This window comes from Methylobacterium sp. CM6247 (assembly GCF_054817925.1).
This window is the reverse complement of record NZ_JBTXKX010000003.1, coordinates 221,991-244,775: the sequence shown is the minus strand read 5'-3', so window position 1 is coordinate 244,775 and position 22,785 is coordinate 221,991. Positions and strand designations below refer to the sequence as shown.

The following is a 22,785-nucleotide window of genomic DNA, read 5'->3' as shown; positions in this document are numbered from 1 at the left end:
AAGGAGAAGCCCGAGGGGGAGCGGGGCTCCCCGACAGCTCTCCCCAGTGGCGCTCGCCTCGGAGATCACTTTATCGGTCCGATGCTGAACGAGGATATCGAGCGGCGGCACAAATCGTAGACATGCCATTGCCACTCAATCTATCTTGGCTACCTCGGCCATATCGGCACGCCAACGGCGCAGATCGCCTGACGTTGGAAGCCGGTACCGTTGCCGGACCGTAGCGGTAAGGTCCTGGCCTTGCGTCCCGAAGCAGACGTTGCCGTTGATGCTGAAGGTCGCCTGCCCGAAAACATCAGTTCTTCGTAGCCGGCGTGGAACAAGAAAACGCGGTATCACGCCACAAGATCTTTCGAAGCACGGGCGTATTGAAGAGCATCGCGCGCTGAAAGTGGTTTGCTCAGCAAGTAGCCTTGTGCCTCTGTGAAACCCTCTCGACGTGCGTGGGCAAGCTGTATTTCGTCCTCGACACCCTCGGCGGTGATGCTCGCGCCCAGCCGTTCAGCGAGGCCGACGATGGCGCGCACGATCGCGGCCGTATCGGCATTGCCGATTTCGTGGATGAAGGAACGGTCGATCTTGATCTTGTCGAATGGGAATCGCCGCAGATAACTCAAGGACGAAAAGCCGGTGCCGAAATCATCGAGGGCTATGTGTACTCCAAGCTCACGCAGCCGATGCAGGCAACGGATTGCGCTTTCCGTGTCGCTCATCAGCACGCTCTCGGTGATTTCGAGCTCAAGACGTTGCGGCGGCAGACCTGACGCCGCCAGCGCCGTCACAACAGCATGCTCCAAACCAAGTACGGCGAATTGCACGGTTGAGGCGTTTACGGCGACCTTGAGGTCGCCGGGCCATCTCGCCGCTTCGCAGCATGCTTCCTTCAGGGCCCAGGCGCCGAGCTGGACGACCAAGCCGATTTCTTCGGCCAGTGGAATGAAGTCTCCGGGCGAGACGAGGCCCCGCGAAGGACTTCTCCAACGCATGAGCGCCTCGAAGCCGCTCAACATATCGTTCTCGAGGCGGATGATCGGCTGGTAGTACAACTCGAACTCACCCAGCCGAACGGCTTCGCGAAGGTCTAGTTCGAGCGCATTGCGTTCGGCTATCGCCGCATCCATCTCGGGCTCGTAGTAGCGGTAAGTGCTCCGACCTGCGGCCTTGGCGCGGTAGAGCGCGATATCGGCATTCTTGAACAACTGGTCCGGATTGCAGCCATCCTGCGGCCCCAGCGCGATGCCAATACTGATCCCGACACTGACTGCGCGGCCCTCGATATCGAAAGGCAGCTTCACGGCGTCGATGACCTGCTGCGCTGTAGTGCTGGAATTCTGCGGATGGTCGAGTCCTCTGAGAACGATCGCAAACTCGTCGCCGCCGAGCCGAGCGACGGTGTCTCCCTCACGGATCGCCGCGGTAAGCCGTTCAGCGACCTTGCGCAGAAGGGTGTCGCCCGCCGGGTGTCCCATGCTGTCGTTCACGGATTTGAATCGATCGAGATCGCAGGCGAGCACAGCGAAAAAGTGTCCGCGTCGTTCCGCGCTCACCATTTCACGGTCGAGGCGATCCCAAAATAGGGTGCGGTTGGGCAATCCGGTGAGCGCATCATACAACGCCAGATACTCGATCTGCTGCTCCGCCTGTTTGCGCGCCGCGATGTCGATCTGTGTGCCGACGATGCGGAGTGGAGCCCCCGTGGCATCACGCGCGACGATCTTGCCGCGCGACAGGACCCACGTGTAGGCACCGCTTTTGTTGCGGACGCGTTGCTCGCATTCGTAGATCTTCGTCTTCCCCTCTATGTGGTCGGCCAGCTGCCTTCGAGACTGCTCGATGTCGTCAGGGTGCGTAAGTCGTATCAAGGACCGCACATGACCCTCGATCTCGCCCGGCTCGTAGCCGAGCATTGTCTGCGAGCGGTCTGAGAACCAGACCTTTCCTGTCGCGACATCCCAGTCCCAAAGGCCGTCGCTGCCGCTATCGAGGGCGAGCGCAAGACGCTCTTCGCTGATCCGCAAAGCGGTCTCACTGGTCCGCAAGGCGCGATTGGCGCGGCGCATGCGGTCGGCGAACAGGGCGAGCGCGGCAAAGCCCAGGATCGCAAGCATGACCGCAGCGATGCCGGAGGCGAGGGCGAGACGTGGCAGCCCAGACACCGAAGCAGGTTCCGCTCCGTCAGGGGTGATCTGCACCGCGCCCATGGCGGTGAAGTGCAATCCCGCGATCGCGACGGTCAGAAGCGTCGCGGCGACACCGTTCGGGTATTTCAGCCCTCGATGCCTGAAAGCGACGAATGCGGCGGCTGAAAAGCTACAACCGATCAGCACCGAGGCGAAGACGAGCGTTCGATCCCAGGCAAAAGCTCCAGGAAGCTGGATGCTCGCCATGCCGATAAAATGCATGGCCGCCACGCCCAGCCCGAGAACGATCCCAGCGCCCGCCGCCATGGCTGAATTGGTGGCCCAACGTCCGAACGCCAGTGCGACCACCGACGCCAGTATGGCTGCCATCAGGGATAGCAGCGTCAAGCGCGTATTGTAGCTGACGACGAGTCCCGGGTCATAACCGAGCATACCGATGAAATGCGTACTCCAGACCCCGGCCCCAGCTGAGAAACCCGCCGCCAACAGCCATGCCAAAGGTTCCAGACCCCGGCTCTTAGTTGACTGGCGGGCAAGCCGCAGGGCGGTATGGCTCGATACCCAGCATACGATAGCAGCAAGGGGCAATACCCAGGCGTCGTGCTGCGCGCTTAGGCAGAGAAGGGCGCGGTACATTGACGAATACCCTGTGGTTTTATGTCGACCACGCTGCCGTCAAGAGCCTTAATAAATTTAAACTATTTCTCGATGAATACGATTGAAATCAGAGCTATACAGTGAACCTTCGTTCCTCCGGTCGTGCTCTCTATCCCGCCCGGTGGCTTGAAAGCCGACTTACTCAGGAGCTGCTCAGGTCGGAACCTGCCCCTCGTCCGTTCGAACTGCGCACGTCCCAACCCTACGCCCAAGTCACCTCACTCGTCCTTGAACACAACCTTCGCGCCGCGTTCGATGCGGGTGGCGAGGTCGCGGGCGTCCCAGTTGGTGAGGCGGATGCAGCCGTGGGATTCGGTCTTGCCGACCTTCTCCGGCTCTGGCGTGCCGTGGATGCCGTAGGACGGGATCGACAGGTCGATCCAGACGATGCCGACCGGGTTGTTCGGGCCGGGGCGGATCGAGAAGGTCTTGTTCGTCTTCACGCCCTTGAAGGCGTATTTCGGGTTGTAGGTGTAGACCGGCGCGAAGGCGACGCCCTTCACCTTGGCCTCACCCGAGGGGGCCGGCTTCTCGGCACTGCCGATGGAGGCGGGGTAATAGGCCCGCAAGGTGCCGTCCTCGCCGAAGCCTCGGACATGCCTAGTGACCTTGTCGACCTCGACCCGCACGATGTCCTTTTTCGGGGTGTCATCCTTCTTCGGAGCGTCATCCTTCTTGGAGGTATCGTCGCTCTTGGGCGCATCGTCCTTCTTCGACGTGTCCGTGCCTTTGTCCGCGGATTTGCCGTCCGATGCGTCGCGGGCCATGTCTTCCGTTTTGCCGCTGGACTTGCTCTTGGACTTCGCCTCGTCCTTTGCCGGCTTGCCGGTCTCGAGCGGAGGGACCGCCGCCACGACGATGCCGGTGCCGGACTTGTCGAAGGCGGCGTCGGGGTTCAGGGCGCTGAGGAGGTCGCGCGACATGTGGAATCGCTCGGCCAGCATCTCGCGCGGATTGGTGTAGTTCATCGCCTCGAGATCGGCCTGCTCTTCCATCTTGGCGGGGATCTTTCCCACGAAGGGGCCCGAGGCGTCGGAATCGGTGATCGTGTAGGTGGCCACCACCGGGTCGGCGCTGGAGGCGGCCAGCTTGTCGAAGAGCTCCTGGTTCAGGGTCTGGCTCGCAGGCAGCCCCTGGGCCACGGCGAAGGCCGACAGGGCGTTGCGCATGTTCTCGCCGTCCCGCCCGTCGATGGCGCCGGGGGAGAAATGTGCCCGGTCGAGCAGCACCTGGACTTTCACCAGCAACGGCTGAGGACGCTTGTCCTTGCCCTTCGCCCGCGCTTTCTTGCTCTCCTTCTTACCGTCCTTCTTGCCGCCGCCCTCGGGTGTTTCGGACGCCGTGAAGGTCGCACCGTTGATCGCCTCGGCGGTCAGGGCCTCGCCGGGAGCGTCCTTGTCGGAGCTCGTCTTGCTGGCCTCCGAGGATGTGTTTCCCGCCGGCTTCGCCACTGCCGCGTTCGGAGCCGCGAGGCAGACAAGAGCCATGAGCGCGACGGCGCTCGGCAGGGGCAGATGGGGCATCGGGAGATCAACTTTCGCCTAGGGATCGACAGCTTCGTTCCTTCAAGCCGGTCCGACCCCTCGGCGTTCCACCGCTCCTACTGGCAGAGACCAAGTCTTATTGGCAGAGACGATGTCCCGCATTCCTCTCGCGTTCGTCGAGATGGAGGTGGTTGCCGTGGGAGGCATCCGACCCCGGCCCGAGCACGGTGCGGAAGAAGGCGCAGGCCTTGGCCCGGGTCGCGGCCTGGAACGTCGCCTCCGGCGCACCGTCGAGGCCGGCGCCCACCTGGATCGGTGCCCGTCCTTCGAAGCCGTAGCCCATGATGTCCACGCCGTTGGCAAAGCTGTGCTCGCTGAGCTTGGCGTCGGGATCGTGGTTCTGGCCGCGACACTCGTAGGACGTGCCGATGGAGAGGCTTCGAAGCGGAGCCTTCAGGATGCGCTCCGAGGCTTCCTGGGCCTCCGTCGTCCAGCGCGCCAGGGCTTCGGCGGTGTTGCAGACCAGGGTCGCGGGCGGGGTGAGCGTCACCTCGCCGGACAGACGGCTGAGCTTCAACGGCTTCTCCGCGCCGCATTGGCCGTTCGAGATCGGCGGCAGCGCCTCGAAGACCGCTCCCAGCCGTTCGAGGCCTTTGCGACAGGCGGTATCGTCGAGGGGGGCGACCGTCAGCGTCAGGGCGGGCGTGGAGGCCGGCGGCGTCGAGAGTTCGGCCGGGCGCGGTGGCGGCGCTGGCATTTCCGAGGCCGGGCCCGTCTCTGGCGCGGCCGGGGCAGGGGGCGTGAGTTCGGCGGGGCGTTCGGGCGGGGTCGGAGCGTCCGGCAGGGGCGGGACCGTCGCGGGTGTCGGCGCGGGTTCGGGCTTCAGCTCGGCGGGCCGAACCGGCGGCTCTGGCATCGACGCGGGCGGAGGGGCCGACTTTTCCTCGGCGGCCAGGGCCAGTGGGGAGAGCGCAGCGACGCCCGCCGCGAGGCAGAGGGCGACTGCCGTCCATGGCCGGGCGGGCAGGGGAATTCGAGCGAGGGCGGCCTTCATGTCGTCCTCGATCCCATCGTCACCGTTGCGTCACCGGGGAACCGGCCCCGCCATGGGGCCGATCCGGAGGCGCGGTTGTCAGCCTTCCGAGCGGGCGGCGAGCCGGCTCGCGCCGTAGGACAGGATCCCGGCGATGGCGAACAGGGCGACGAAGGTCTTCACCGTGGCGGAGAACAGCGCCGGCTCGATCCCGGTATCGGTGTAGAGCAGGAGGCCGATGGCGGAGATCGGGAGGAGCAGGACGATCAGGACGGGACCCAGCGGGTTCATGGCGTACTCGCGTGTATCGGGACCGGGGTTCGGCCCTTCTCTTGAAAGCGGCACCGGTCATAGCATTGGACTGCGCCCGAGGGGACACCCCGAACGCAACAAAATTCACAGGCGCTCCACCGTCACGCCGGGATGCGGACGGTGGCACGCAATCCCCCCAGCGGACTGTCGTGAAGGGCGACGTCGCCGCCATGGGCGCGGGCGATGTCGCGGGCGATGGCGAGGCCGAGGCCCGACCCGCCGGCATCCTGGCGCGCATCGTCGAGGCGGACGAAGGGCTTGAACACCTCTTCGCGGCTCTCGGGAGGGATGCCGGGGCCGTCATCGTCGATGGAGACGACGAAGGAGCGTGCCTCCGTGCGGCCCCGGATCGCCACCGTCTCGCCGTAGCGGGCGGCGTTGGCGGCGAGGTTGAACAGGCAGCGGCGGAACGCGTCCGGCCGCAGCGTCACCATGGCGCGGCCGTCGAACTCCACCTCGGCCACATGGGCTCCGAGGCGTTCCACGTCGGTGCGCAGGTCGTCCAGCATCGCCCGCATGTCGGTGGACACGGCGGCCTCGCCGGAATCGCCGCGCGCGAAGGCGAGGTAGGCCTCCAGCATCCGGCTCATCTCGTCGACGTCGCGCTGGAGGTCTTCCACCTCCGAGGTCTGCTCCACCAGGGCGAGCGACAGCTTGAACCGCGTGATGATGGTGCGAAGGTCGTGGCTGACGCCGTTGAGCATGGTCGTGCGCTGTTCCATCGCCCGCTCGATGCGCCGCTTCATCTCGATGAAGGCGTGGCCGGCCTGGCGCACCTCGCGGGCGCCGCGCGGCCGGAACTCGATCTCGCGGCCCTTGCCGAAACTTTCCGCCACGTCGGCCAGCCGAAGGATCGGCTTGATCTGGTTGCGCAGGAACAGGATCGCCACGCCGAGCAGGACCAGGGACGAACCGCTCATCCAGAGCAGGAAAATGTGCGAGTTCGAGGCGTAGGCCATGCTCCGCCGCGCGGTCACCCGCAGCACCCCGTCCGGGATCTCGACGCGGATCTCGATGAGGCTGGACCGGCCCACCGTGTCGATCCAGAACGGCCGGCCGATCTGCTTGGCGAGTTCCTCGGAGAGTGTCTCGTCGAGGATGGAGAAGAACGGGCGCGGCCCCGGCAGGGGGAGCTTCGCCCCTTTCAGGATGTCGAGGTCGAGGTTCAGCCGCGTGCCGGCGATGCGGGTGAGGGTGTCGGCGTCCTTGTCCTGGGGGTAGCTCTCATAGACGTCGATCATCGCCGCCACGTCGGCCGTCACGGCGGCCGAGAGGCGGCGGGTCACGAGCTGCCAGTGCCGCTCCATGAAGGTGTAGGCGATGACCGATTGCAGCAGCACCACCGGCGCGATGATGATGATGAGCGAGCGGGCGTAGAGCCCCTTCGGCAGGGCGTTGCCGATGGCGCGCGCGAGCCTCTTCCACATCCGGCGCGGATGCGGTCTCGCGCGCCAGGCAGCGGCGGTGCTGGTTCTGATCCGCGACAGGTTCAGGCCGGCGAGGGCCATGGCGGGTCCTGTCTAATCGATCGCGAGGCGGTAGCCGATGCCGCGGACCGTCTGGAGGAAGAGAGGATTGCCCGGATCGACCTCGGTCTTGCGGCGCAGGCGGTTGATCTGCACGTCGATGGTGCGCTCCGCGGCGAGGCCGCCATTCCCGGCCAGCACGTCGCGGTCGACATTGCCGCCCTTGGCCTCGGCCAGGATCGTCAGGATCTCGCGTTCGCGCTCGGTGATGCGGATGGTCTCCTCGTCGCGGCGCAGTTCGCCACGGTCGATCCGGTAGGAGAACGGCCCGAACGTCACCGTGGCGATGGTGCGGTCCGATGGCGGCGCGCCGTCCGGGCGGCGCTTGATGATGTTGTTGAGGCGCAGGATCAGCTCGCGCGGCTCGAAGGGCTTGGGCAGGTAATCGTCCGCCCCGATCTCGAGTCCCATCACCCGGTCGTTGGGGTTGGAACGGGCCGTGAGCATCAGGATCGGCACCCGCGAGGTCTCGCGCACCTGCCGGGCGTAATCGAAACCGTTCTCGCCCGGCATCATCACATCGAGGACGAGGGCGTCGAAGACGAAGCTCTGTGCCCGCTGGCGGGCCTCCTCGACATTTCCGGCGGAGGTGACGCGGAAGCCCTGCTCGTAGAGATAGCGCGACAGCAATTCACGTACCCGCCGGTCGTCGTCGACCACGAGGATATGCGGCGCGTGGTCGGGAAGCTCGGCGCGGACCTTCAGTTCCGGTGATGCCATGTCAGCGACGGCTCCGGGCGCGCCGCGCCATCAGGCTCGTCACCGCCGCGCGCTCTTCGGGTTCGATCATCGCCATGAGAAACCCCTGTGCCGCTGCAAATCCGCTCTTGTCCCGGGCGTCCTTCGGACCATCCCCCACGGGGTCCGCGATGGCGCGGGCGACCCGCCGTACCTGCACCCGCGTCAGCTCGGCCGTGAGGGTGGCGCCCGTCTCCGAACAATAAAGCAGACGCTGCCGGCGGTCGCTCCGGCCGGTCTTCTGCACGATGTGACCCTGTTCGATCAAATCCTTGAGAACCCGGTTCAGACTCTGCTTCGTGATCCGCAGGATGTCGAGGAGTTCGGCGATGGTCAGGCCGGGATAGTGGTAGACGAAATGGAGCACCCGGTGATGCGCCCGCCCGAACCCGTATTCGGCCAGCATCCGGTCCGGATCGCCGACGAAATCGCGGTAGGCGAAGAAGAGCAGTTCGACGAGATCGTTGGTGATGCCGTTGTCGGATACGCGCACGCCTTCGGGCGCGAGACCTGAATCCGCCAGCCCGTCATCCTCCCCGGACGGGGGTATGGGGGGCGGGCTCGTTGCCAGGGTCGATTGGCGCGTCACGTCCGGCGACATCCTCAATATACGTCAGTGTTGTTGACATATCTCAGGGGCGTTGATACCCGTCAAGCCTCCCCGGGGCCGGCTCGCCGTAACGGCCGTCTTGCGGACCTCCGTCCCCGCGGATACTGCGCGGTGCATTGCCTGGCCATCGCGCCAACCCGATCGATCGACCCCGCAGGCGCGACGATGCGAGCCCGCGGATTCAAGGAATTCGTCATGTCCGTGATCCCGTTCGACGAACGCGAGGGCACCATCTGGTTCGATGGCGTGCTGGTGCCGTGGCGCGAGGCCAAGATCCACGTGCTCAGCCACGGCCTGCATTACGGCTCGGCGGTGTTCGAGGGCGAGCGCGCCTATGGTGGACGGATCTTCAAGAGCCACGAGCATGCCGAGCGCCTGCTCCGCTCGGCGCAGTATCTCGATTTCACGATTCCCTACGGCGTCGCCGAGATCGAGGCGGCCAAGGAACTCGTGCTCAAGACCAGTGGCCTCACCGACGCCTATCTGCGTCCCGTCGCTTGGCGCGGTTCGGAGATGATGGGCGTCTCGGCCCAGAACAACACCATCCATCTCGCGGTCGCCGCCTGGGAATGGCCGAGCTATTTCGATCCCGAGACCAAGATGAAGGGCATCCGCCTCGACATGGCCGATTATCGCCGGCCCGATCCGCGGACCATTCCCTCCGCCTCGAAGGCGGCGGGCCTCTACATGATCTGCACGATCTCGAAGCACCGGGCCGAGAACAAGGGCTATGCCGACGCCCTGATGCTCGATTGGGAGGATTACGTCGCCGAATGCACCGGCGCGAACATCTTCTTCATCAAGGACGGCGTGGTCCACACCCCGCTCGCCGACCGCTTCCTCGACGGCATCACCCGCCAGACCGTCATCGACCTCGCCCACCGGCGTGGCTTCGAGGTGATCGAGCGGCGGATCAAGCCCGAGGAGATGGAGGGCTTCTCCGAGTGCTTCATCACCGGCTCCGCTGCCGAAGTGACGCCGGTCTCCGAAATCGGCCCCTACCGCTTCACCCCGGCCGCCATGACCAAGACGCTCATGGACGATTACACCGCCGAGGTTCAGCCGAAGGCGGTGGCGGCGTAGTTCGGACCGCACTTCGCGGGGCCACGTCGCAGGCGCTTGCGGGGACGAGGCGTGAACGACGCCTTGCCCTCGCTCACCGGGGATTCACATCGAGCTGGTCCTTCGTGACGAGGCTCGCCGTCCATCACGCAAGCGGGCGCGATGGACGGTCCCGGTGTGGAAGCCTGCGGCTCCCAGACATCTGTCTGCTCGGATTTTTCAGCGGACGATCCTAACCGAAATCGAACATCCAAGCAGATTTCCTCATCCTGAGGTGCCCGCGTCAGCGGGCCTCGAAGGAGGCCTCCAGTGGTCACGCGATCCCTGGAAGGCTCCTGCGAGGCCGCTATGCGGCACCTCAGCAGGATGAGGCGAAGCCCTGGAAAAACAGCCCGAACAGGCCCTAAGCCGCGTCGCCGTATCGCGCCAGGTCTTCCGGCCTCGGGACCTGTCCGCTGCGGTTCTTCACGGCCGGACGATCGGCGACCTTGCCGCGCCAGTCGTGAAGGGCGGTGAGTTCCGGGGCGATCGGCAGGCCGACGATCTCGGCGAACATCAGCCCGGCGAACAAGGTGATGTCCGGCATCGAGAAGCCCTCTCCGGCGAGAAAGGGCTGCTTCGCCACCAGATCGTTGAAATAGGGCATGTTGGCGACGGCATAGGCGCCGCGCCGCTGCCCCCATTCTTTGGCCCCGCTCCAATCCGGCATCCGCCATGGCCGCAGCGCGCCGCCGAGGCCGGGGGTGCCGTAATGGAAATAATCGTCGACGGCATCGATCAGCATCATCTCGGCGCGTCGCTGCATCATATGGATGATGCCTTTGTCACGCGGTGTCGTACCCGTGAGGGTCGGATGGCCGTCCAGGTTGTCGAGATATTCCGTGATCGCCGTGGATTCGGTGATGATCGTTCCGTCATCGAGTTCGAGGACCGGGACCTTCCCGATCGGGTTCATCGCCAGGAAACCAGGCTGCTTCTGCTCGGCGGCGATGAGGTCGATACTGACGAACTCGATCCTTTCCTCCAGCCCCTTCTCGGCGAGGACGATGCGGATTCGTGCGGGGTGGGGACCCGCCTCACGGTCGTAGATTTTCATGGGCAACGCTCTCTATCTGCCAGTTGGTAGATACACCATGCAGGTCGATGACGACACGTCAACGTCTACCTGCCAATCGATAGAATGCAGGTGTACAAGCGGAGGATGAGTGAGAGCACCCGGGAACTGATCCTGAACGCCGCAAGGCTGACCGCGCAGGCACGCGGCTATGGCGGCCTGAACTTCCGCGATCTCGCGGAGGAGGTGGGAATCAAGGCGGCGAGCATCCACTATTATTTCCCCGGCAAGGCTGCCCTGGGGGCGGCGGTGGCACGGCGCTACCGGGAAGATGCGTTCGCTGCCCTGGAGGCCCTATCGGACGCATGTCCGGATCCGGTCGCCTGTCTGCGGCGCTACCCCGACACGTTCCGCGCGGCGCTCCAGAACGACAACCGAATGTGCCTCGGCAGCATGATGGCCGCCGAGCACGACGACCTGCCGGACGACGTGAAGGCGGAGGTGCGAGCTTTCGCCGAGGTGAACGTGGCCTGGATCGGCAGACAGCTGACCGCCGCATCCCCGGTCACCGCCGAGACCGCCACGTCGAGAGCCTGGGCCATCTTCGCGGCCATCGCCGGCGCGCAACTTCTGGCGAGAAGCCGGTCGGATCTCTCCGTCTACGATGCGGCGATCGACACCTACCGTCAGGCGGGACTTCTGCCGGGCTAGCGGGGCACCAACGATATGGCCGCCGGTTGCCGGAACGAAGGATCGTGGCGAAGTGAGGCTTACACCCCGCATCCCGGGGATGGTCAGGGTTCGGAACTCATCGGCGACCGCCTCGTTATGGAGAGAACAATTCATGAACGAGGTCGAGCGATGACGAAGAAGCAGGCGACGGACGAGAACGAGAACCCGAAGACGGCGGGTGGCGATGCATCGAACCGGATCAAGGATCCGAGCGAATGGACCACGGGCGACGAGCCGATGACCGGCGCGCAGGCTTCCTATCTCAAGACCTTGTCGGAGGAGGCGAAATCACCCGACTCGTTCGAGCCGGATCTGGACAAGGCCGAGGCCTCCAAACGGATCGACGCGCTGCGCAAGGAATCCGGAAAAGCTTGATGGTCGGCAGCCCCGGTCGCGGGCTTGCGGCACGCGTTTTCGATAGGGCGAGACCCGATCCGTCTCGTCCTGCATAGTGATGTCTAGCGCGCCTTTGGCTCGGCCCTTCGGGGCCGGGCAACCCGGTGACGCGGAATGACGATGTGAGCGGTGAAAGCGCTGGGCCGTCGCTGCCGGATCGTGGGACATCGAACCGGATGTCGAGCCCCTGGTCGCGTTGGCAGAGGGGCACGTACCCATTGGAAGTCCGACGGCGTTTCGCCGGTATTTGTTTAAACCGTCGGCAATGATTTTCGTCGTAGGAAGGCGGGCGCTGCTTCTTCAGGGATCGCCTCGCTCGATGACGATTTCTGAAAAAAACGATGTGACATCTGCGGTCGCCAAGCCGATCGCGTCCTCGGCTGGCCCTTCGTCCCGTCTTTCACGAAGCGCTTCGCGGTTCGCTCGAGATACAAGCGGGATGTCCGCGATCGAATACGCCCTGATTGCCAGCGTGATCGTCCTGGGGATCGTCACGGCGCTGCTGAATTACACCAACCGGGTCCGCGAGCTTTACGAGTCTGTCGCGCAGGCTTTCACCCGGAGTATTTGAGCGTTCGTGCCCCGCGCGTCTCGTGCGGCGCCGGCTTCAGCGCCGCGTCTGGCCGGGTCGGTTCGGCGTCGGGGTGTTGGCTTTCGACGGGCCTACGGACGCCATGCCGTCACGCCACAGGCTGTCGAACAGGCTCTGCATCGTCCTGGCGTTTTCCTGCTGAACCTCCAGCCCGGACTGAAACATCTGCTGCAACAGATCGAACGGGTTCAGCGCAGCACCTTGCTGCGCGCCGGCCGAGGCCTGACGGGATTCGGGCGTGGGGGAAGAATCCTGCGCCGGTCGGGCCGCCGGGAACAGGCGTGCGGGCGGCAGGCTCTTCTGTGCCGGGGCGGTGCGAGTAGGGGGGCCGGCCTGCATCGGCGAAGACAGCATCGCACCGCTCGCTTTCATGAAGCCGTTCATCATCTCGGTCCAATAGGGATGGGTCGGGATGCCGAAGGGCGAGGGCGGGGGAGGCGCGGGCTGGGGAGCGGGCTGCCCCGGATTCATCATCACGTGGACGATCCCCGCCACGACCATGCCGGCCATGAGCGGCAGCATCTGCCGGAGGGCGGGCGTCGCCACGCCGCTCACCGCAGCCGCCTGTTGCAGTACGGCCTGGCTCAGATGCTGCGAGCCGAAGAGCTGGCGCATCATGGCATCCATCTGCGGCTTGGCCTGCGGGGCGGTGAGCGCGGCCGGGTCCATGAAGCTGAACATCTGGGTGAAGCCGGTGGGATCGGCGGCGGCGTTGCGCTGGAGGCCGAGCGTCAGGGCCGGCATCAGCGCTTCCATGGCCCGACGAGTCTGGTCCGGCGACAATCCGAATTGCTGGCCGAAACCGTTGGCGCCCATGAAACCATTGGGGTCCATGCCGCCCTGCGCCTGCAAGAGATCGAACAGGTTGAACATGGCGGCAGCCTCTTGATCCCATCGCGGCCAGGCCGAATTGCTTCGGCCTGCTGTCGAGACGCGAACTCTGTCGCATCCCAGTCGTACTTACCAGCCCGAGATCATGCCCGTCCCGGCTCTAAACCAGTGCGTTCGACCTCTCCGGGGCCGGAATATCGCCCCCGGAGGCATCCGCATCGGCCTTCGAGGCTAATTCGCGCGCGAAACCGGCCCGTTGCTCGAGCTGCGTCACCGTCCGGAAGGCGAGGGCGATGCCGATCGCCCCGAAGGCGATGGAGCCGAACCCCACCCCGGCGATGATGCCCTCGGGGCCATAGAGATAGCCGCCGAGAAGCGCCGGGGGCACGGTTCCGATGGTGGCGCGGCCCCAATTGAGGAAGGTCGACAGGAAGGGAAAGCCGAGATTGTTGAACGAGGCGTTGGCGAGGAACAGTAGCCCGGTGAAGAACCACACGCCTCCGCTCACGAGGCAGAAGAAGACGAACAGGTCGGCGGCGGTCCCGGTCAGTTCGAACAGGCCCGTCAACGGCCCGCGAAAGGCGATCAGGGCGGCCCAGACCACCACGACATAGACCGCCGTCACCAACGCGCCGTTCCTCAGCACGCCGCGCATCCGGTCGAACCGCCCCGCTCCCCAATTCTGGCCGAGGATCGGGCCAATGGAGCCGGACATGGCGAAGAGGCCGCCGAAGGCCACCGGCGTCAGCCGGTCGATCACCACGTTGCCGGCCACCGCCACGGCGCCGAACTTGGCCAGCGCATGGGCGATGAAGGCGCTCGCCACCGAGGGGGCGAGATTGGTGAGCACGGCGGGCAGGGCGATCCGGAAGACGATGGGCGCGTCCGAGATCACATCCGCGACACTCGGCGTGGCGAGCATCCGGTGCTGGCGCACGCCCCACAGGCCGACGAGGGCGAAGGTCGCCCGCGCCACGCAGGTGGTGATGGCGGCTCCGTCGATCCCCAGCCCCGCCGTGAAGATGAGGAGCGGATCGAGGCCGGCGGTGACGATGGCGCCGCCCAGCGTCACGTACATCGCCTGGCGCGCCGCCCCAACCGCGCGAAGCAGGCCCGAGAACATCATGCCCGGCCCCATGAGCATGTTCGAGGGCAGGGCGATCCAGAGGAAGCGCTCGGCGACGGGCAGCGTCTCGGCGTCGGCTCCGATCCAGGACAGGATGGTCGGCAGGAAGGGCAGCATGGCGAGGACGAGGATGCCCGAGACGATGATGCCGTGGATCGAGGCGGAGGTGGCCAGCCGCCGCGCGCCCGCTTCGTCGCCCGCGCCGATGGCCCGTGAGACCAGGGCCCCGGCGGCGATCATCAGGCCGATATTGATGGCGATGGCGAAGAACTGGACGATGGTGGCGAAGCCCACCGCCGCCGTGAGCGTCGGGTCGCCGAGTTTCGAGACATAGATCAGCGAGAGCAGGTCGACGACGAAGATCGCCATCAGCCCGATCGAGCCCGTCCCGCTCATCACCACGACGTGCCGCAGGATCGATCCCGTGACGAAACGGCCCGTCTCCCGTCGGGCGGCGGGTTTCACCGCCGCCGCGCTCGTTTCAGGCATCCGCTGGCGTGTCCTGCAATGGGGAATCCTGGACTTGCAACGTGCGGGTCGCGGCTTCGCGCTGTTCCAGGCCGATAATATCTCTGGTCTCGGCGCTGAGGGCGCGCGACGGGCGCTGCGGACGGGTCAAGGGTTCGGGTTTGATCTCGGGGCTGCCGCCGATATAGCGCGTTTCCTCCGGAAGGGCGCCGGCCTGCTGCAGGACGAGGCGGGCCACGTCGCGCTTGCGCACGTCCTGCGCCGTGGCGGCGGCGGCCTCGGCCGAAATGCCGAGCCCTTCCAGGGTCGCGCGGCCGAAGGCGATGGCCGATTCCACGGTCTCGCGAAGCTGATAATCCACGTCGCGGTTCATCAGCTCCACGGAATGCATCCGGTCGAAGGCGCGGACATAGGTGCGCACTCCGGTGAATTCCTCATGCACGATATCGACGATCTTCAACGCGGCCTGGGGATCGTCGACACAGATGCAGAGCAGCTCGACCCGGCCGATTCCGGCCGCGCGCAGCACGTCGAGGCGCGTGCCGTCGCCGTAATAGATGCGGAACCCGAAGCGCGAGGCGGAACGGATCTGCTCCACGTCCTTGTCGATGACGGTGACGCTGATTCCCTCGGCGAGGAGCACCTGGGTCAGGATCTGTCCGAAACGGCCGAACCCGACCACGAGGACGCGGGCCTCCGTGCTCTCGATCTGGTCTGGTGCGTGCTCCACCGCGTCCGGCCGGTGGCGCGACAGGTAGCCGTCGAGGGACTTGGCGGCGACGGGGCCGACCAGCATGGTCAGGGCGGCGAGCGCCACGGCGAACCGGGTGGAGGATTGGTCGATCAGCCCCAGTTCGGACCCGGCGGGAAGCAACACGAAGGCGAACTCGCCCGCCGGCGCGAGGATCGCCGCGCCGCGCACCGCATCGAGCCAGGGCGAGCCGAACAGGCGGAACAGGCCGGCCACGATGGCGACCTTGAGCAGGATGGCCGCCGCCGTCGCGCCGAGCAGGGCGGGCCACGCGCTCTTCAGCAGGCCGCCGTCGATGGACATGCCCACGCTCATGAAGAACAGGCCGAGGAGCATGCCGCGGAACGGCTCGATATCGGCTTCGAGCTGATGTCGGAAGTTCGATTCCGCGAGAAGCACACCGGCGAGGAAGGCGCCCATCGCCATGGACAGGCCGACATGCTCCATCAGCATCGCGGTGCCGAGGACCACGAGGAGGGCCGCCGCCGTCATGACCTCGCGCGCGCCGCTGGCCGCCAGCATGCTGAAGAACGGATTGAGGCCGTAGCGGCCCACCAGCACCACGGCGAGGATCGCCGCCCCGACGGTTCCCGTGGAGGTTAGCGCGTGTCCCAGCCACTCGTCGTTGCCGGTGCCGCCGCTGGAGGCGAGGAGCGGCATCAGGGCGAGGATGGCCACGACGGAGATGTCCTGGAACAGCAGCACCGCGAAGGCGCGTCCGCCATAGGGCGTACCGAGATCGCCGCGCTCTTCCAAGAGCTGCAGGGCGACGGCGGTGGCCGACAGGGCGAGGGCGACGCCGATGACGAGGCTCGCGGCCAGGGTGAGCCCGAACAGGGCGCAGGCGCCGGCAAGCAAGATCGTGCAGAGGAGCAGCTGTGCCGCACCGAGCCCGAAAATGTCGCGCCGCATCGAAATCAGCCGGGAAATCTCGAGTTCGAGCCCGACGATGAAGAGAAGGAGGACGACGCCGAGTTCCGCGACGCTCGCGGCGGTCTCCGGCTCGGCGATGAGCGAGAAGCCGAAGGGGCCGATGATGACCCCGGCGACGAGATATCCGAGTACCGCGCTCTGCCCGATGAGACGGAAGATCGGCACGCCGATCACCGCCGCCGACAGGAAGGTCAGCACCGGCGGCAGGAAGCTCACATGGGTGGAGGCGCTCGCCATGTCGATCCGGTCTATGAGGAGTGGGGTCGCCCGCGGCCGGTGCCGCGAGCGCGTCGCCGTGCTCTCCTCTTAGACCAGGGGCATCGCCCCCGCCACGCCTGCATGTGGTGGATGGACCGTGTCGCATCCACTACCGGTGCGCAGCGGCACGCGGTTCAGGCGAAGCGGCGCATGACGTGTCAGGCGAAGCGGCGCGTGACCTGGCGGACGGCGCGATGGGCCAGGATCACCTTGGTGGCGTCCGAAGGCGAGGGCGCGTCGTAGGCGTCCAGGACGTCCCAGCGGGTGAGGCCGATATCGTTCAATTCGCACTCGGAAAGGGAGCCGAGCTCCACGAGGCCGCGCTTGTCGGCGTCGTTGCGCGAGACCAGGGACGCGGCCTTGGAGAAGAGGTTGCCGATGAAGCGGGTGGCCCGGCCGACCTGTTCGGCTGCCGCGTCGCCCGGGGTCCAGTTGAGGGTGCTGTTCATGATCCTGAGTTCCAAGTTCTCGACGCACAATCTTTGCGGCGAAGGTGATGGGGGTGATGTGCGCCCCCTCCGCCCTGAAAGACGTGCGATCGAGCACTTAGCCCAAATAGACTTGCGGTGCCTGCAGGTCTGGTAGAACCGGACCACGGATAAACCTCAATCACCAACCGAATGACCAGTTTGGCGGCATGCCGAATTCGAAGTCATGCTCAATAATGCACGTTCCGCCATCTTGATCAGATCTTAACGCTTTGGGTGCGGCGTGCCTCCCGTCTCTCGTCCTGGCGGACCAGCAGGAACTGGGAGGCGTCGGCTTCGCCTGCGCCTGCATCCATCACGTCCTGCCGGATCAGGCCGATATCCTTCAATTCCCGATCGGTCATGACACTGAGCTTGCGCAGGACCCGCCGGTTGATCGCCTGGCGCGACAACTCGGCGGCCAGTCCGGCGAACAGCCGGGCGGCGGCGAGGGAGACGCGCCGAGCGAGGTCGCCCGTCCGCGTGGTGTTCCGCTGCTGCAGGATCGTAGTCATCGATAGGCCTTTCCTTCGCCGGCCTGCCGCGCGGGCCTGACGGCGTTTCGTCGGAGGGCAGGGATGGCCCCGTCCCGCTGGCGGAGACAGGGACAGTCCAGTACGCTTTGGCTGAATTGTCCGGTCGAAGGATCAGTACAGATGGCGGGATCGGCGCGGACCACGCTCACCCTGGTGGATACGGTGTCGTCCGCGATCATGGAGCGGATCGCCGGACGCCAGCTCATGCCCGGCGCGCGGCTGCCCTCGGTGCGGGCTTTCGCCGAATCCATGGGCGTGTCGAAATCCACCGTGGTCGAGGCCTATGAGCGCCTGGGCGCCGAAGGGGCCATCGTCGCGCGCCGGGGCTCGGGCTTCTATGTGGCGGGCAAGACCCGCCCGCTCTGCCTGAAGGAGATCGGGCCGCAGCTCGACCGCGCCGTGGATCCGCTCTGGATCACCCGGCAATCGATGCAATCCGGGCCGGACCTGCTGAAACCCGGTTCCGGCTGGCTGCCCTCGTCATGGATGCCCGAGGAGGCGATCCGGCGCGCCCTGCGCCACATCGCCCGCGACGCCGATTCGAACGTGATCTGCTATGACAAGCCCCTCGGCTTTCCGCCGTTGCGGAGCCAGATCGCCCGGCGTCTCTCCGAGAAGGGGATCGAGGCGGAGGCCGACCAGATCGTCCTGACGGATTCGGCGACCCAGGCCGTGGACCTGCTGTGCCGGTTCCTCCTCGACCCGGGCGACGCCGTGCTGGTCGATGACCCCTGCTACTTCAACTACCATGCGCTGCTGCGGGCGAACCGCGCGAAGGTCGTGGGTGTGCCCTTCACCCCCGCCGGGCCGGACGTCGCCGAGCTCGAACGGCTGATCGTCGAGCACCGGCCCCGGTTCTACCTGACCAATTCCGCGCTCCATAACCCCACCGGCGCCACCCTGGCTCCCGCCGTGGCCCACCGCGTCCTCAAGCTCGCCGAGGCGCATGACCTGCTCATCGTCGAGGACGACATCTTCGGAGATCTCGAAGCCGACCCGGCCCCGCGTCTGGCGGGGTTCGACGGGCTCGACCGGGTGATCGCGGTGGGCAGCTTCTCGAAGACCCTCTCGGCCTCGATCCGCTGCGGCTACATCGCCCTGCGCCCCGACTGGGTGGAGGGGCTGATCGACCTCAAGCTCGCCCTCAGCCTCGGCAACGGTCATCTCTCCGCGGCGCTGATGCACCGTCTCATCACCGACGGGGCCTATCGCCGCCACCTCGCGGAAATCCGCGAAAAACTCGCCCGCTCCATGGGCGAGACCGCACGGCGGCTGGAGCGCTGCGGCCTGACGCTCTGGACCGAGCCGCGCGGCGGCCTCTTCCTCTGGGCGCGCCTGCCGGACGGGCTCGATTCGGCCGATATCGCCCGCAACGCCCTGGCGCGGGACGTGGTCCTCGCCCCCGGTGCGGCCTTCAGCATCGGCGCAAGCGGGCGTGACTTCCTTCGCTTCAACGTGGCCCATTGCGCCGATCCGCGCCTGTTTCGCGTGCTGGAAGAGAGCATGGCGGCGGCCTGACGACTTTCTGGTGCGCCGCGACAGGTGGAACCCCTGAGCCGAAGCGAAGCTTTGCTGGATAAGGGCGACGCCCAACACAAATCTCGGGAGGAACCATGTCGAAGTCGGAGCTGAAGCAGCCGCGTCCGCCGGAGCTGTTCTCCCCCTGGCGCACGGAGGCGCGCGCCAGGCTTCAGCAGGAGGCGCGCGACTTCGCCCGGGACGTGGTGCTGCCGCTCGCCGACGAACTCGACCGGCAGAAAGCCGAGATGCCGCGCTCGCTCATCGACCGGATGGCGGCCAAGGGCTGGTTCGGCATCACCATTCCGGCCGAGCATGGCGGGCTCGGCCTCGGCGTGTTCGAATATTGCCTCGTCTCGGAGGAGCTCGCCCGCGCCTGGCTCTCTGTCGGCAGCATTCTGGCGCGGGGGCAAGGGCTCGGCACCCAGACCCTCGACGAGGAGCGCCGCCGCGCTCTCCTGCAGAGATCGGCCCGCGGCGAGTGGATCGGCGGCATCGCCTTGTCCGAGCCCACCGCCGGTTCCGATCTCGCCGGCGTCCAGACCCGCGCGGTGCGCGACGGGGACGAATGGGTTCTCACCGGGACCAAGCGCTGGGCCGGTTTCGCGCTCGCCGCCGATTTCATCGAAGTCCTGGCCCGCACCCGAGAGCCGGAGCCGGGCGAGCCGCGCTCGGCCGGGCTGGAACCGTTCCTCGTGGTCAAGAAGCCCGCCACCTTCCCCGAGGGCATGACCGGGCACGTCATCGACAAGATCGGCTATCACGGCTTCCTCACCTTCGAGCTCGAACTCGACGGCGTGCGCGTGCCCGAGGGCGACCGCCTCACCGGCCTTTACGGCGATGGCGGCGCGGATGCGGATTCCGGCGGCTTCGCCTCGGTGCAGCGTGGCCTCAACATCGCCCGCGTCCACACCGCCGCCCGCGCCGTCGGCGTCGCCCGCGCGGCGGTGGAGGATTGCCAGCTCTACCTGCAGGAGCGCGAACAGTTCGGCCATCCGATCGGCGAGTTCCAGGCTCTGCGCTTCGCGCTGGCCGACATGTCGGCGGAGGTCGATCAGGCCCGCGCCTACTGGCGGCAGGTAGCCCACCTTCTCGACGAGGGCGAGGCGGCCGAGAGCGAATCCGCCAAGGTGAAGCTGCTCGCCACCGAGATGGCGGTGCGCGTCACCAACCAGGCGATGCAGCTCCACGGCGGCAACGGCTACACCACCGAACGCCGAGTGGAGCGCTACTGGCGCGACGCGCGGCTCACCACGATCTTCGAGGGAACCAGCGAGATCCAGCGGCGGATCATCAGCGACCGGATGCTGGGGCGCAGGTAAGTGACGCAAGGGAGGGACGCATCCGATCCTGCCCCGGTGTGCCCCCTCCGCCCTGACACCGCCGCGCATTTTACGTTATAGGAGGTTGACAGGGGCGGCCTCGCCTCGCCACATCCCGGCTATCATGAGCGATCCTCTTTCGAAGACCTTTCCCGACGGTTCGGCCAAGCCGCCGCTGGAGATCCTGCTCTGCGCACCGCGGGGGTTCTGCGCGGGCGTGGTTCGCGCCATCGACGTGGTGGAGCGGGCGCTGGCGATCTACGGACCTCCGGTCTATGTACGTCACGAGATCGTCCACAACAAATACGTGGTCGAGAGCCTGAAGCGGAAGGGCGCGGTGTTCGTCCGTGAGCTCGACGAGGTGCCGGACGGCAACGCCCCGGTGATCTTCTCGGCCCACGGCGTCGCCAAGACGGTGCCGGCCAATGCCGACAATCGCGGCCTCGTCACCATCGACGCCACCTGCCCGCTGGTGACCAAGGTCCACCGCGAGGCCGAGATCCACCACAAGCGCGGCCGCCACGTCCTGCTGGTCGGCCATTCCGGCCATCCGGAAGTCGTCGGCACCATGGGCCAGCTGCCCAAGGGCTCGATCACCCTGGTGGAGGATCTTGAGCAGATCGCGGCCCTGGAGCCGGAGAATCGCGACAACCTCGCCTGGGTCACGCAGACGACCCTGTCGGTGGACGATACCCGCCACATCGTCGCCGCCCTGAAGCAGAAGTTCCCGACCATCACCGGGCCGCACAAGGACGACATCTGCTACGCCACCACCAACCGCCAGGAAGCGGTGAAGCAGGTGGCCCCGCTGGTGGACGCCGTGATCGTCGTCGGCTCCTCGAACTCCTCGAACTCACAGCGTCTCCGCGAGGTCGCCGAGCGCGTCGGCTGCCCGATCACCCGCCTCGTGCTCCGCGCCGAGGAGATCGACTGGCCGGCCTTCGAGGGCATCCGCAAGCTCGGCCTCACCGCCGGCGCCTCGGCGCCCGAGGTGCTGGTGGAAGAGATCATCGACGCTTTCGCCGCCCGCTACGACGTCACCGTCGATACGGTCTCCACGGTGGTGGAGGACATGTCCTTCCCGCTGCCGCGCGAATTGCGCAGCGAAGCCGCCGAGTAACACGGCCGCATCGGCTCTCTATCCGGGGGCGCCTGCGGGCGCCCCTTCGCGTTTCCGCCCTCGAACCTCAGCGAAGCCCGTGGCCGTCTATACCGAGGTCTCCGACGAGGCGCTGACCGCCTTCCTCTCCGAATACGAGATCGGCACGCTCCTGTCCTACAAGGGCATCGCCGAGGGCGTCGAAAACACCAACTTCTTCCTGCACACCACGGCGGGCTCCTACATTCTCACCCTCTACGAGAAGAGGGTGAATGCCGGCGACCTGCCGTTCTTCCTCAACCTGATGCAGCACCTCGCCGCGCGCGGACTCGCCTGTCCGCAGCCGATCGCGCGGCGCGACGGCGTGGCGCTGGGCACGCTCTGCGGTCGTCCGGCGGTGATCGTGAGCTTCCTGGAGGGCGTGTCGGTCAAGCGGCCGACCGCCGACCATTGCCGGGCGCTGGGCGTCGCCCTTGCGGGGCTGCATCGCGCCGGCAGAGATTTCGGCATGACCCGCGCCAACAACCTCTCCGTCGAGGCATGGCAGCCGCTGTTCGAGGCCGCCGGCCCCGCCGCCGACACCGTCTCCGAGGGGCTGACGGAGCGCGTGCGCGGCGATCTCGCGGTGCTCCAGGCCGGCTGGCCGCGCGGCCTGCCCTCCGGCGTGATCCATGCCGACCTGTTCACCGACAACGTGTTCTTCATCGGCGACGACCTGTCGGGTCTGATCGACTTCTATTTCGCCTGCACCGACGCCTTCGCCTACGATCTCGCCATCTGCCTCAATGCCTGGTGCTTCGAGGCGGACGGCACGTTCTTCCCCGAGAAGGGCGAGGCGATGATCGCCGGCTACCAATCCGTGCGTCGTCTGCAGGACGACGAGGTCGCGGCGCTGCCGATCCTGTGTCGGGGCGCGGCCCTGCGCTTCATGCTGACCCGCCTCGTCGACTGGCTCAACGTGCCCCCCGGCGCCCTGGTCCAGCCGAAGGACCCGCTGGAATACGACCGCCGGCTGGTGTTCCACCGCGCGGCGACGCAGGCGCGGGATTACGGCTGGCGCGAATAGCGGCCACGCAGAGGTCGGGGCCAAGAAAAAGCCCCGGCCGTTTCCGGCCGGGGCAAGGTGGTCTCGTACCTTG

21 protein-coding genes are annotated in these 22,785 nt (G+C 66.5%); 8 read left to right on the top strand and 13 right to left on the bottom strand.

Annotation, left to right across the window (positions count from 1 at the left end):
- Positions 1-335: 335 nt before the first annotated feature.
- The 7 genes from ACYQOP_RS01995 to ACYQOP_RS01965 all read right to left on the bottom strand — a co-directional run bounded on the left by ACYQOP_RS01995 (position 336) and on the right by ACYQOP_RS01965 (position 8,492).
- Entirely contained in the window at positions 336-2,777 is a 2,442-nt protein-coding gene (locus tag ACYQOP_RS01995) for an EAL domain-containing protein (protein WP_461220927.1), read from the bottom strand.
- Positions 2,778-3,016: 239 nt separating this feature from the next.
- On the bottom strand, positions 3,017-4,321 hold the full coding sequence (locus tag ACYQOP_RS01990; RefSeq protein ID WP_461220925.1) for a L,D-transpeptidase family protein: 1,305 nt from the start codon (positions 4,319-4,321) through the stop codon (positions 3,017-3,019).
- Between the two features lie 97 nt (positions 4,322-4,418).
- Positions 4,419-5,336 (bottom strand): extensin-like domain-containing protein, encoded by a 918-nt coding sequence (locus tag ACYQOP_RS01985; RefSeq protein WP_461220923.1) that lies wholly within the window; start codon positions 5,334-5,336, stop codon positions 4,419-4,421.
- A gap of 78 nt (positions 5,337-5,414) precedes the next feature.
- Positions 5,415-5,606 carry a hypothetical protein gene (locus ACYQOP_RS01980; protein ID WP_056254034.1) on the bottom strand — a complete coding sequence of 64 codons (192 nt, stop codon included), beginning with the start codon at positions 5,604-5,606 and terminating at the stop codon, positions 5,415-5,417.
- Positions 5,607-5,728: 122 nt separating this feature from the next.
- Positions 5,729-7,135: an ATP-binding protein gene (locus tag ACYQOP_RS01975; protein ID WP_082469920.1), complete on the bottom strand. Its 1,407-nt coding sequence runs from the start codon at positions 7,133-7,135 to the stop codon at positions 5,729-5,731.
- 12 nt (positions 7,136-7,147) lie between these two features.
- Positions 7,148-7,873 (bottom strand): response regulator, encoded by a 726-nt coding sequence (locus tag ACYQOP_RS01970; RefSeq protein ID WP_056432261.1) that lies wholly within the window; start codon positions 7,871-7,873, stop codon positions 7,148-7,150.
- Between the two features lies 1 nt (position 7,874).
- On the bottom strand, positions 7,875-8,492 hold the full coding sequence (locus ACYQOP_RS01965) for a MarR family winged helix-turn-helix transcriptional regulator (protein ID WP_207413231.1): 618 nt from the start codon (positions 8,490-8,492) through the stop codon (positions 7,875-7,877).
- A gap of 204 nt (positions 8,493-8,696) precedes the next feature.
- Between ACYQOP_RS01965 and ACYQOP_RS01960 the strand changes: the two genes are divergently transcribed.
- On the top strand, positions 8,697-9,584 hold the full coding sequence (locus tag ACYQOP_RS01960; RefSeq protein ID WP_461220920.1) for a branched-chain amino acid aminotransferase: 888 nt from the start codon (positions 8,697-8,699) through the stop codon (positions 9,582-9,584).
- A gap of 382 nt (positions 9,585-9,966) precedes the next feature.
- Here the strand turns inward: ACYQOP_RS01960 and ACYQOP_RS01955 are convergent, their stop codons facing one another.
- Positions 9,967-10,659, bottom strand: a complete 693-nt coding sequence (locus ACYQOP_RS01955; protein ID WP_461220918.1) for a glutathione S-transferase family protein — start codon at positions 10,657-10,659, stop codon at positions 9,967-9,969.
- Positions 10,660-10,764: 105 nt separating this feature from the next.
- Between ACYQOP_RS01955 and ACYQOP_RS01950 the strand changes: the two genes are divergently transcribed.
- The 3 genes from ACYQOP_RS01950 to ACYQOP_RS01940 all read left to right on the top strand — a co-directional run bounded on the left by ACYQOP_RS01950 (position 10,765) and on the right by ACYQOP_RS01940 (position 12,316).
- Positions 10,765-11,328, top strand: coding sequence for a TetR/AcrR family transcriptional regulator (locus tag ACYQOP_RS01950; protein ID WP_461220916.1), 564 nt, complete (start codon positions 10,765-10,767; stop codon positions 11,326-11,328).
- A gap of 150 nt (positions 11,329-11,478) precedes the next feature.
- A complete protein-coding gene (locus ACYQOP_RS01945) occupies positions 11,479-11,724 on the top strand; it encodes a DUF3072 domain-containing protein (RefSeq protein WP_082469922.1) in 246 nt (81 codons plus the stop codon).
- 460 nt (positions 11,725-12,184) lie between these two features.
- Entirely contained in the window at positions 12,185-12,316 is a 132-nt protein-coding gene (locus ACYQOP_RS01940) for a Flp family type IVb pilin (RefSeq protein ID WP_461220914.1), read from the top strand.
- Between the two features lie 36 nt (positions 12,317-12,352).
- Here the strand turns inward: ACYQOP_RS01940 and ACYQOP_RS01935 are convergent, their stop codons facing one another.
- The 5 genes from ACYQOP_RS01935 to ACYQOP_RS01915 all read right to left on the bottom strand — a co-directional run bounded on the left by ACYQOP_RS01935 (position 12,353) and on the right by ACYQOP_RS01915 (position 17,686).
- The gene (locus ACYQOP_RS01935) at positions 12,353-13,210 is read right to left on the bottom strand and encodes a DUF937 domain-containing protein (RefSeq protein ID WP_461220912.1); all 858 of its coding nucleotides are present in this window, start codon (positions 13,208-13,210) and stop codon (positions 12,353-12,355) included.
- 118 nt (positions 13,211-13,328) lie between these two features.
- Complete coding sequence (locus ACYQOP_RS01930; RefSeq protein WP_461220910.1) at positions 13,329-14,783, bottom strand: MATE family efflux transporter; 1,455 nt, start codon at positions 14,781-14,783, stop codon at positions 13,329-13,331.
- Positions 14,776-16,683: a monovalent cation:proton antiporter-2 (CPA2) family protein gene (locus ACYQOP_RS01925; protein WP_461220908.1), complete on the bottom strand. Its 1,908-nt coding sequence runs from the start codon at positions 16,681-16,683 to the stop codon at positions 14,776-14,778. The genes ACYQOP_RS01930 and ACYQOP_RS01925 overlap by 8 nt, the downstream gene beginning before the upstream one ends.
- A gap of 179 nt (positions 16,684-16,862) precedes the next feature.
- Positions 16,863-17,153, bottom strand: a complete 291-nt coding sequence (locus tag ACYQOP_RS01920; protein ID WP_461220906.1) for a DUF1127 domain-containing protein — start codon at positions 17,151-17,153, stop codon at positions 16,863-16,865.
- Positions 17,154-17,389: 236 nt separating this feature from the next.
- A complete protein-coding gene (locus ACYQOP_RS01915; RefSeq protein ID WP_461220904.1) occupies positions 17,390-17,686 on the bottom strand; it encodes a DUF1127 domain-containing protein in 297 nt (98 codons plus the stop codon).
- 141 nt (positions 17,687-17,827) lie between these two features.
- Between ACYQOP_RS01915 and ACYQOP_RS01910 the strand changes: the two genes are divergently transcribed.
- From ACYQOP_RS01910 to thrB, 4 genes are all read left to right on the top strand, one after another.
- The gene (locus ACYQOP_RS01910) at positions 17,828-19,225 is read left to right on the top strand and encodes an aminotransferase-like domain-containing protein (RefSeq protein ID WP_461220902.1); all 1,398 of its coding nucleotides are present in this window, start codon (positions 17,828-17,830) and stop codon (positions 19,223-19,225) included.
- Positions 19,226-19,320: 95 nt separating this feature from the next.
- On the top strand, positions 19,321-20,547 hold the full coding sequence (locus ACYQOP_RS01905) for an acyl-CoA dehydrogenase family protein (RefSeq protein ID WP_461220900.1): 1,227 nt from the start codon (positions 19,321-19,323) through the stop codon (positions 20,545-20,547).
- 124 nt (positions 20,548-20,671) lie between these two features.
- The gene (ispH, locus tag ACYQOP_RS01900) at positions 20,672-21,667 is read left to right on the top strand and encodes a 4-hydroxy-3-methylbut-2-enyl diphosphate reductase (RefSeq protein WP_056432293.1); all 996 of its coding nucleotides are present in this window, start codon (positions 20,672-20,674) and stop codon (positions 21,665-21,667) included.
- A 79-nt stretch (positions 21,668-21,746) separates the two neighbouring features.
- Positions 21,747-22,712 (top strand): homoserine kinase, encoded by a 966-nt coding sequence (thrB, locus tag ACYQOP_RS01895; protein ID WP_461220898.1) that lies wholly within the window; start codon positions 21,747-21,749, stop codon positions 22,710-22,712.
- The last annotated feature ends 73 nt before the right edge of the window (positions 22,713-22,785 follow it).

Coding starts and splice junctions, on each gene's coding strand:
- ACYQOP_RS01995 (WP_461220927.1), bottom strand. CDS start 2,777: ATGTACCGCGCCCTTCTCTGCCTAAGCGCGCAGCACGACGCCTGGGTA.
- ACYQOP_RS01990 (WP_461220925.1), bottom strand. CDS start 4,321: ATGCCCCATCTGCCCCTGCCGAGCGCCGTCGCGCTCATGGCTCTTGTC.
- ACYQOP_RS01985 (WP_461220923.1), bottom strand. CDS start 5,336: ATGAAGGCCGCCCTCGCTCGAATTCCCCTGCCCGCCCGGCCATGGACG.
- ACYQOP_RS01980 (WP_056254034.1), bottom strand. CDS start 5,606: ATGAACCCGCTGGGTCCCGTCCTGATCGTCCTGCTCCTCCCGATCTCC.
- ACYQOP_RS01975 (WP_082469920.1), bottom strand. CDS start 7,135: ATGGCCCTCGCCGGCCTGAACCTGTCGCGGATCAGAACCAGCACCGCC.
- ACYQOP_RS01970 (WP_056432261.1), bottom strand. CDS start 7,873: ATGGCATCACCGGAACTGAAGGTCCGCGCCGAGCTTCCCGACCACGCG.
- ACYQOP_RS01965 (WP_207413231.1), bottom strand. CDS start 8,492: ATGTCGCCGGACGTGACGCGCCAATCGACCCTGGCAACGAGCCCGCCC.
- ACYQOP_RS01960 (WP_461220920.1), top strand. CDS start 8,697: ATGTCCGTGATCCCGTTCGACGAACGCGAGGGCACCATCTGGTTCGAT.
- ACYQOP_RS01955 (WP_461220918.1), bottom strand. CDS start 10,659: ATGAAAATCTACGACCGTGAGGCGGGTCCCCACCCCGCACGAATCCGC.
- ACYQOP_RS01950 (WP_461220916.1), top strand. CDS start 10,765: ATGAGTGAGAGCACCCGGGAACTGATCCTGAACGCCGCAAGGCTGACC.
- ACYQOP_RS01945 (WP_082469922.1), top strand. CDS start 11,479: ATGACGAAGAAGCAGGCGACGGACGAGAACGAGAACCCGAAGACGGCG.
- ACYQOP_RS01940 (WP_461220914.1), top strand. CDS start 12,185: ATGTCCGCGATCGAATACGCCCTGATTGCCAGCGTGATCGTCCTGGGG.
- ACYQOP_RS01935 (WP_461220912.1), bottom strand. CDS start 13,210: ATGTTCAACCTGTTCGATCTCTTGCAGGCGCAGGGCGGCATGGACCCC.
- ACYQOP_RS01930 (WP_461220910.1), bottom strand. CDS start 14,783: ATGCCTGAAACGAGCGCGGCGGCGGTGAAACCCGCCGCCCGACGGGAG.
- ACYQOP_RS01925 (WP_461220908.1), bottom strand. CDS start 16,683: ATGGCGAGCGCCTCCACCCATGTGAGCTTCCTGCCGCCGGTGCTGACC.
- ACYQOP_RS01920 (WP_461220906.1), bottom strand. CDS start 17,153: ATGAACAGCACCCTCAACTGGACCCCGGGCGACGCGGCAGCCGAACAG.
- ACYQOP_RS01915 (WP_461220904.1), bottom strand. CDS start 17,686: ATGACTACGATCCTGCAGCAGCGGAACACCACGCGGACGGGCGACCTC.
- ACYQOP_RS01910 (WP_461220902.1), top strand. CDS start 17,828: ATGGCGGGATCGGCGCGGACCACGCTCACCCTGGTGGATACGGTGTCG.
- ACYQOP_RS01905 (WP_461220900.1), top strand. CDS start 19,321: ATGTCGAAGTCGGAGCTGAAGCAGCCGCGTCCGCCGGAGCTGTTCTCC.
- ispH (WP_056432293.1), top strand. CDS start 20,672: ATGAGCGATCCTCTTTCGAAGACCTTTCCCGACGGTTCGGCCAAGCCG.